This is a genomic window from Andreprevotia sp. IGB-42 (assembly GCF_009848685.1).
Lineage (GTDB): Bacteria > Pseudomonadota > Gammaproteobacteria > Burkholderiales > Chitinibacteraceae > Andreprevotia.
Genome location: NZ_WXTX01000002.1, coordinates 450,580 through 456,579, shown reverse-complemented (window position 1 = coordinate 456,579; position 6,000 = coordinate 450,580). Strand labels below are relative to the sequence as shown.

The 6,000-nt window shown below is 62.8% G+C and carries 7 protein-coding genes; 5 read left to right on the top strand and 2 right to left on the bottom strand.

The genetic code is table 11. The annotated features are described in order from the left end of the window. Both IGB42_RS04895 and IGB42_RS22415 read left to right on the top strand, forming a co-directional pair. Positions 1 to 358: enoyl-CoA hydratase/isomerase family protein (locus tag IGB42_RS04895; RefSeq protein ID WP_201799825.1), on the top strand; the 358-nt coding region annotated here is incomplete at its 5' end. 145 nt (positions 359 to 503) lie between these two features. After that, positions 504 to 638, top strand: coding sequence for a hypothetical protein (locus tag IGB42_RS22415; protein ID WP_255461409.1), 135 nt, complete (start codon positions 504 to 506; stop codon positions 636 to 638). 84 nt (positions 639 to 722) lie between these two features. Here the strand turns inward: IGB42_RS22415 and IGB42_RS04890 are convergent, their stop codons facing one another. Next, the gene (locus tag IGB42_RS04890) at positions 723 to 2,594 is read right to left on the bottom strand and encodes an ABC transporter ATP-binding protein (RefSeq protein WP_159667665.1); all 1,872 of its coding nucleotides are present in this window, start codon (positions 2,592 to 2,594) and stop codon (positions 723 to 725) included. Positions 2,595 to 2,825: 231 nt separating this feature from the next. Continuing rightward, positions 2,826 to 3,749 carry a DUF808 domain-containing protein gene (locus IGB42_RS04885; protein ID WP_159667662.1) on the bottom strand — a complete coding sequence of 308 codons (924 nt, stop codon included), beginning with the start codon at positions 3,747 to 3,749 and terminating at the stop codon, positions 2,826 to 2,828. 290 nt (positions 3,750 to 4,039) lie between these two features. Between IGB42_RS04885 and IGB42_RS04880 the strand changes: the two genes are divergently transcribed. Genes IGB42_RS04880 through IGB42_RS04870 form a run of 3 tightly spaced genes read left to right on the top strand, consistent with a single transcriptional unit; the run spans position 4,040 to position 5,995 of the window. Further along, complete coding sequence (locus IGB42_RS04880) at positions 4,040 to 4,729, top strand: phospholipase D-like domain-containing protein (protein WP_159667659.1); 690 nt, start codon at positions 4,040 to 4,042, stop codon at positions 4,727 to 4,729. Positions 4,730 to 4,789: 60 nt separating this feature from the next. Continuing rightward, a complete protein-coding gene (locus IGB42_RS04875; protein ID WP_159667656.1) occupies positions 4,790 to 5,017 on the top strand; it encodes an RNA-binding S4 domain-containing protein in 228 nt (75 codons plus the stop codon). Between the two features lie 21 nt (positions 5,018 to 5,038). After that, positions 5,039 to 5,995, top strand: coding sequence for an SAM-dependent methyltransferase (locus IGB42_RS04870; RefSeq protein ID WP_159667653.1), 957 nt, complete (start codon positions 5,039 to 5,041; stop codon positions 5,993 to 5,995). The last annotated feature ends 5 nt before the right edge of the window (positions 5,996 to 6,000 follow it).

Here is a 6,000-nt window from a genome sequence, read left to right as displayed (position 1 = left end):
GGTTGCACCGGAATGCGTGCAGATCGGCCTGCGCCGGCTGGTGGGGCCATACCGTGCCGAGCGCCTGCTGGTGGCCGGGCAGATGATCACGGCGCAGGAAGCACACGCAATCGGTATGGTGGACGAACTGGTGGATGCTATTCAGGTGGTGCCACGTGCCATCGAATGGCTGCAGGCGCTGCTGGCCGTGCCACGCAAAGCCATGCTGGCCACACGGGCGATTGCCCGTGCCGATATCGCTGCCGCCTACGCAGATCCGGCAGGCTTGCGGCTGGAACAGTTCGTTGAAGACTGGTTTGCGCCGGAAACACAGCAGGCGTTGCACGCGATGGTGGCGCGGGTAAAGAACAGGCGCTGAACAATAAACCGATGGCCGGCAGCGAATGCGCCTATGATCAGGCTACGTTGGTTGGCGTGTGCAATATCCGCAGCGAACCCGCCGCAGGCATCCAACCTGCAATGACGGCCCCGTCCCATGGATGGCGTCACAAGGAGTAAACATCATGGCTAAAGGTCAAGTACGCGGTAATCGCGAAGTGAAGAAGCCCAAGAAAGAAAAGGCGCCGGCAACGGCACCGGCAGGCAGCACGCTATTGCAGGGCATCAAGTCTGGCGAAGCGAACAAAGCCAAGCATTGATCTGGCCGGGGCAGTTGCCTCGCGTAATGAAAAAACCGGCCGAGGCCGGTTTTTTCATGCGCATGCGGCAGTACGGCTGCCGCATCAATGGGCAATCTGCCAGTCACCCTTGACTGGCGTGTTGTCATCCACTTCCTCGCCCAGGAAGCCGCCACTCTGGTGGGCCCATAGCCGTGCATACAGCCCGCCACGCACCAGCAACTCCGCATGGCTGCCCTCTTCGACGATCACGCCCTTGTCGAGCACGATCAAGCGGTCCATTGCGGCGATGGTCGATAGCCGGTGCGCAATCGCCACCACGGTTTTGCCTTCCATCAACGTATACAGGCTGCTCTGGATGGCCGCTTCCACTTCGGAGTCGAGCGCGCTGGTTGCTTCATCCAGCAACAGGATGGGCGCGTCCTTGAGCATCACGCGCGCAATGGCCACGCGCTGGCGTTGCCCGCCAGAGAGCTTCACCCCCCGTTCGCCCACATGTGCATCGTAGCCATTGCGCCCCTTCGGGTCGGTCAGCGACTGGATGAACTCATGGGCCTCGGCACGGCGCGCGGCGGCGATCATGTCGGCATCGCTGGCATCCGGGCGGCCATACAGCAGGTTGTCCCGTACCGAGCGGTGCAGCAGCGACGTATCCTGTGTCACCATGCCCACGTGCGCGCGCAGGCTGTCTTGCGTGACGTGCGCAATATCCTGGCCATCGATCAGGATGCGCCCCGTCTCCACGTCGTAGAAGCGCAGCAGCAGGCTGGTCAGCGTGGATTTACCCGCACCGGAACGGCCCACCAGGCCCACTTTCTCGCCCGGGCGGATGGTCAGGTCGAGGTGATCGATCACCCGGTTGCTGCCACCGTAGGCAAAACTCACGTTGTCGAAACGGATTTCGCCCTGCGGCACGGTCAATGCTTTGGCGTCGGCCGCATCATTGATGGTAACCGGGCGCGACAGCGTGGTGATGCCGTCCTGCACGGTGCCGATCTGCTCGAACAGGCTGGCCATTTCCCACATGATCCAGTGCGAAATGCCGTTCAGCCGCAATGCCATCGCCGTGGCAGCGGCCACCGCACCCACGCCCACTTCACCACGGCTCCACAGCCACAGCGTGGCGCCGGTGGTGGCGGCAATCAACAGCATGTTGAGCGTGTGGTTGACGATTTCAAAGCCGCTGACCAGGCGCATCTGCCGGTATACCGCCAGCATGAATTCCTGCATCGCGCTTTTGACGAAGCCCGCCTCGCGCTGCGCGTGCGAGAACAGCTTCACCGTGGCGATATTGCTATACGCATCGGTGACGCGGCCGGTCATCAGGCTGCGTGCATCGGCCTGTGCCTTGCCGGCCTTGCCCAGGCGCGGCACGAAAAACCATACTGCCAGCGCATAGCACACCAGCCAGGCAATGAACGGCCACACCAGCAGCCCGTCGAACTGCCCCACCACCGCCAGCATGGTGACAAAGTAGATCACGATGAACACCATGATGTCGGTGAGGATCATCACCGTTTCACGCACCGCCAACGCGGTCTGCATCACCTTGGCGGCCACGCGGCCGGCAAACTCGTCCTGGTAGAAGCTCATGCTCTGGCCGAGCAGGTGGCGGTGGAATACCCAGCGCAGGCGCATGGGGAAGTTGCCGGCCAGTGCCTGGTACTTGCACAGCGATTGCAGCGCGATCACCGCCGGGCTGGCCAGCAGGATGCCGCCCAGCAACAGCAGTTTGTCCTTGTGCTGCGTCCACAGCTCGGCGGGCGGCACATGGCCCAGCCAGTCAACAATGGTGCCCATCATCGAGAACAGCAGTGCCTCGAATGCGCCGATGGCTGCGGTCAGCACGACGATGGCGGCAATCATCGGCCGCATGCCGGCGGTGCCGGCCCAGACAAATGCCCAGAAGCCGCCGGGCGGCTGCTCCGGCACACTGGATGGATAAGGATCGACCCGGTTTTCAAACCAGCTGAACACGTGCTGCTCCTTGTGGGAATAGGGCGGAAACGGCCAGGCACATCGCTTTTGGCAATGCTGGCGGTCCTTGCTGCATGGTACTTGAGTGCCTGCCAGCCATTCCAGAGCGGGTGAATGGCAGTGGCGGCCCCGTCTATCGGGCTCGCAAGGTGTGACCCTGCGGCCCCGGCCGCGGTTCCTGATCGGTCAGGCTTGCCGGGTGACTACAGGTGCCACCCGGCTCTGCCCCGTTCAGGCGGCTTTGCCCTTGAAGCGCTTGAACACGCCGCCCAGCACGCTGACCACGCCCAGGCAGACCGCACCGGCGGCCACGCCGAACAGGCCGTTGAGCAGCGCCGAAACCACGCTGCCAAGGCCGCCCGCGCTTGCAGCGAGGTGCTCGATTGCATGGTGCAGCGGGCCGATCGCGTGGGTGAGGATGCCGCCGCCCACCAGGAACATGGCAGCGGTGCCGATCACGGTCAGTGCCTTCATCAGATACGGGGCACTCTGGATCAGCCCGCGACCGATGCCGCGCAATGCGCCGTTCTTGCTGTTGCGGTCCAGGTAGAAGCCCAGGTCATCAAGCTTGACGATGCCGGCCACCAGGCCATACACACCCACAGTCATGACAAGGCCGATACCACACAGCACCGCAACCTGCGAGCTGAATGCAACATGTTCCACCGTGCCCAGCGCGATCACGATGATTTCTGCAGAGAGGATGAAGTCGGTGCGGATTGCGCCCTTGATTTTTTCTTTTTCGAATGCCACGAGATCGACCACCGGGCTGGCGGCTGCCTCGACCACGGCGGCGTGTTCTGCCGCTTCTTCATGTTTGTGCAGGAACTTGTGCGCCAGCTTCTCGAAGCCTTCGAAGCACAGATAGGCACCGCCCACCGCCAGCAAGGGCAGGATGGCCCACGGAATGAACGCACTGATCGCCAGCGCTGCCGGCACCAGGATGGCCTTGTTCTTCAGCGAGCCCACCGCCACTGCCCACACCACCGGCAATTCGCGTTCGGCGCGCACGCCGGATACCTGTTCGGCGTTGAGCGCCAGATCGTCGCCGAGTACGCCGGCGGTTTTCTTGGCTGCGACCTTGGTCATCAGCGCCACATCGTCGAGTACGGCGGCTATATCGTCCATCAATACCAAAAGGCTGGTTCCGGCCATGGCGGCTATTTCCTGTGCGTGAGCGTTGTTCGGCATGCAGCGTTGGCATGCCGGAATTTTTTTGAATGTTGCTGTCATCCGGCCGGTTACAGGCGCGGTCAGCAGCAGCACGCAATCTTAGCGCACCCGCGTGCACTTGGATGTGCTTCGCAGCTCACCCGCTTCCAAAGCCGCATGATTTGTTCCCGGATGGCCGTCACGCGGGCAGCGCGCGGGAAACCCCGCGTTGGCGCAAAGGGCTGGCTGCATTAGTCTGACCGGTATTTCCGTGCCCGTACCGTGGTGACCCCATGCCTGTGCAACATCTGCTGGACCAGATCGAAGCCTCTTTTGCCGAAGAGCGGCTGACCGATGCCGACCGGCGCCTGTTCATCGAGATGTTGCGTAACAGCCACCCTTCAGAGGAAGGCCTGCGCCAGCTGCGCAACGCGGCATTTGGCCAGGTGCGTGCATTGCTGCAGACGCCCGAGCAGATGGGCGTGCTCAAATGGCTTGAAGGCATCGTGCGCAGCCTGGATGTGGCGCGCGAGCCGGTTGCCGCGCTGCATTCGGAAGCCCATTTCAGCCCGGGCAACGGTTGCCGCGACGCAGTGCTGTACCGGCTGCGCCAGGCGCAACGCAGCGCGGACATCTGTGTATTCACCATCTCCGATGACGAAATCAGCGCCGCCATCCTGGCTGCACACAGCCGCGGCATCGCGGTGCGGGTGATCTCGGACGACGACAAGGCGCTGGATGCCGGCAGTGATGTGTTCAGCCTGCGCCGTCAGGGCGTGCCGTTGATTTTCGATGACAGCCCCGCGCACATGCACCACAAGTTTGCGGTGATCGATGGAAGCTGGCTGTTGAATGGCAGCTACAACTGGACGCGCACTGCCAGCACGGTGAACGAGGAAAACCTCACCGTCACCAACGATGCCGCGCTGGTGGCCGCCTTTGCCGAGCGCTTCGCGCTACTGTGGCAGCGTTGGGCAGCCTGAGCACTGCACCGGGGCAAGCGCTGGTACGATGCGGTTTTACGTAAAGTTCCAGGCACGGCCATGCAAACCCTTGAAGTTGAAATCTCCAACGAATACATCGCGCTGAACGATCTGCTGAAAATCACTGGCGTGGTCGACAGTGGCGGCGCCGGCAAGGCGCTGGTGGCCAGCGGCATCGTTTCGGTCAATGGCGAGCAGGAATTGCGCAAGACCAACAAGATCCGTCCCGGCATGGTGGTGCATGTGGCAGACGAGGTGGAAATCCGCGTCGTTGCTGCTGCCGAATAAATCGCCTTTCCACCGCGCCGCATGACCTCATCCAGCCCCGAGGCACGCTGGCAGCTGCTGCAAGGCAGCCCGGGCTTTACCGCACTGGCAGAAGCCTGCCCGGAAGAATGGGCCGCCGTGCATGCCGAGCTGTCCGGTGTGTTCGAGCGGTGCGATGCCGGGGAAATCCGCGCGCTGATCGCGCGCAGTGCCAGCCGGGGCACGCGCAATGAACGCTTTCTGTCCGGCGAGCGCAGTGGCCGCGCGTTCGAGCTGTTCGTGAGCGAACAGATCCGCCAGCGGCTGACCGAGCTGGCGCTGCGCCAGTACGCATTCTCTGCCGCTACGGGCATCAAGGCCGGCAAAGCACGTTTCAACCTGTTCAATGGCCTGATTGCGCAGCGGCTGCTGTTCAAACAGGGGCTGGAGCGCAAACCGGTATCGCTGCGAGCATTCAGGCTGCTATGGCCGCTGCTGTGGCAAAAGCGCCTGCTGATGCCGCTGGTGGAAAAACGTGGCATCTACTGTTTTTACAGCCGCGAGCTGATTGCCGGGCTGGCATCGCTGATCTGCAACCGCAAAGCACTGGAAATTGCCGCGGGCGATGGCACTTTGGCGCGCTTCCTCACCGGGCAGGGTGCCAGCGTGCTGGCAAGCGATGACCATAGCTGGGGCAAGGCGGTGGATTACCCGGCAACGGTGGAAAAGCTTGATGCCGTGGCTGCCATTGCCCGCCATCAGCCCAAGGTGGTGATCTGCTGCTGGCCACCGGCTGGCAACCATTTCGAGCGCCAGGTGTTCCGCAGCCGCAGCGTGGACACCTATATCGTGATCGGCAGCCGCTCGCGCTTCATTACCGGCAACTGGGCCGATTACACCGCGCAAACCGCGTTCGACTGGGCAGAGCGCGCAGACCTGAGCCAACTGGTGCTGCCGCCGGAGCTGCAAGCGGGTGTATGGGTATTCCAGCGCAAGCCCGTGGTGGCAGAACAGCCATAACCTGC

Bases quoted from the DNA above. Each gene is read 5' to 3' on its own strand.
- IGB42_RS04875 (WP_159667656.1), top strand. From the start codon at position 4,790: ATGCAAACCCTTGAAGTTGAAATCTCCAACGAATACATCGCGCTGAAC.
- IGB42_RS04885 (WP_159667662.1), bottom strand. From the start codon at position 3,749: ATGGCCGGAACCAGCCTTTTGGTATTGATGGACGATATAGCCGCCGTA.
- IGB42_RS04880 (WP_159667659.1), top strand. From the start codon at position 4,040: ATGCCTGTGCAACATCTGCTGGACCAGATCGAAGCCTCTTTTGCCGAA.
- IGB42_RS04870 (WP_159667653.1), top strand. From the start codon at position 5,039: ATGACCTCATCCAGCCCCGAGGCACGCTGGCAGCTGCTGCAAGGCAGC.
- IGB42_RS22415 (WP_255461409.1), top strand. From the start codon at position 504: ATGGCTAAAGGTCAAGTACGCGGTAATCGCGAAGTGAAGAAGCCCAAG.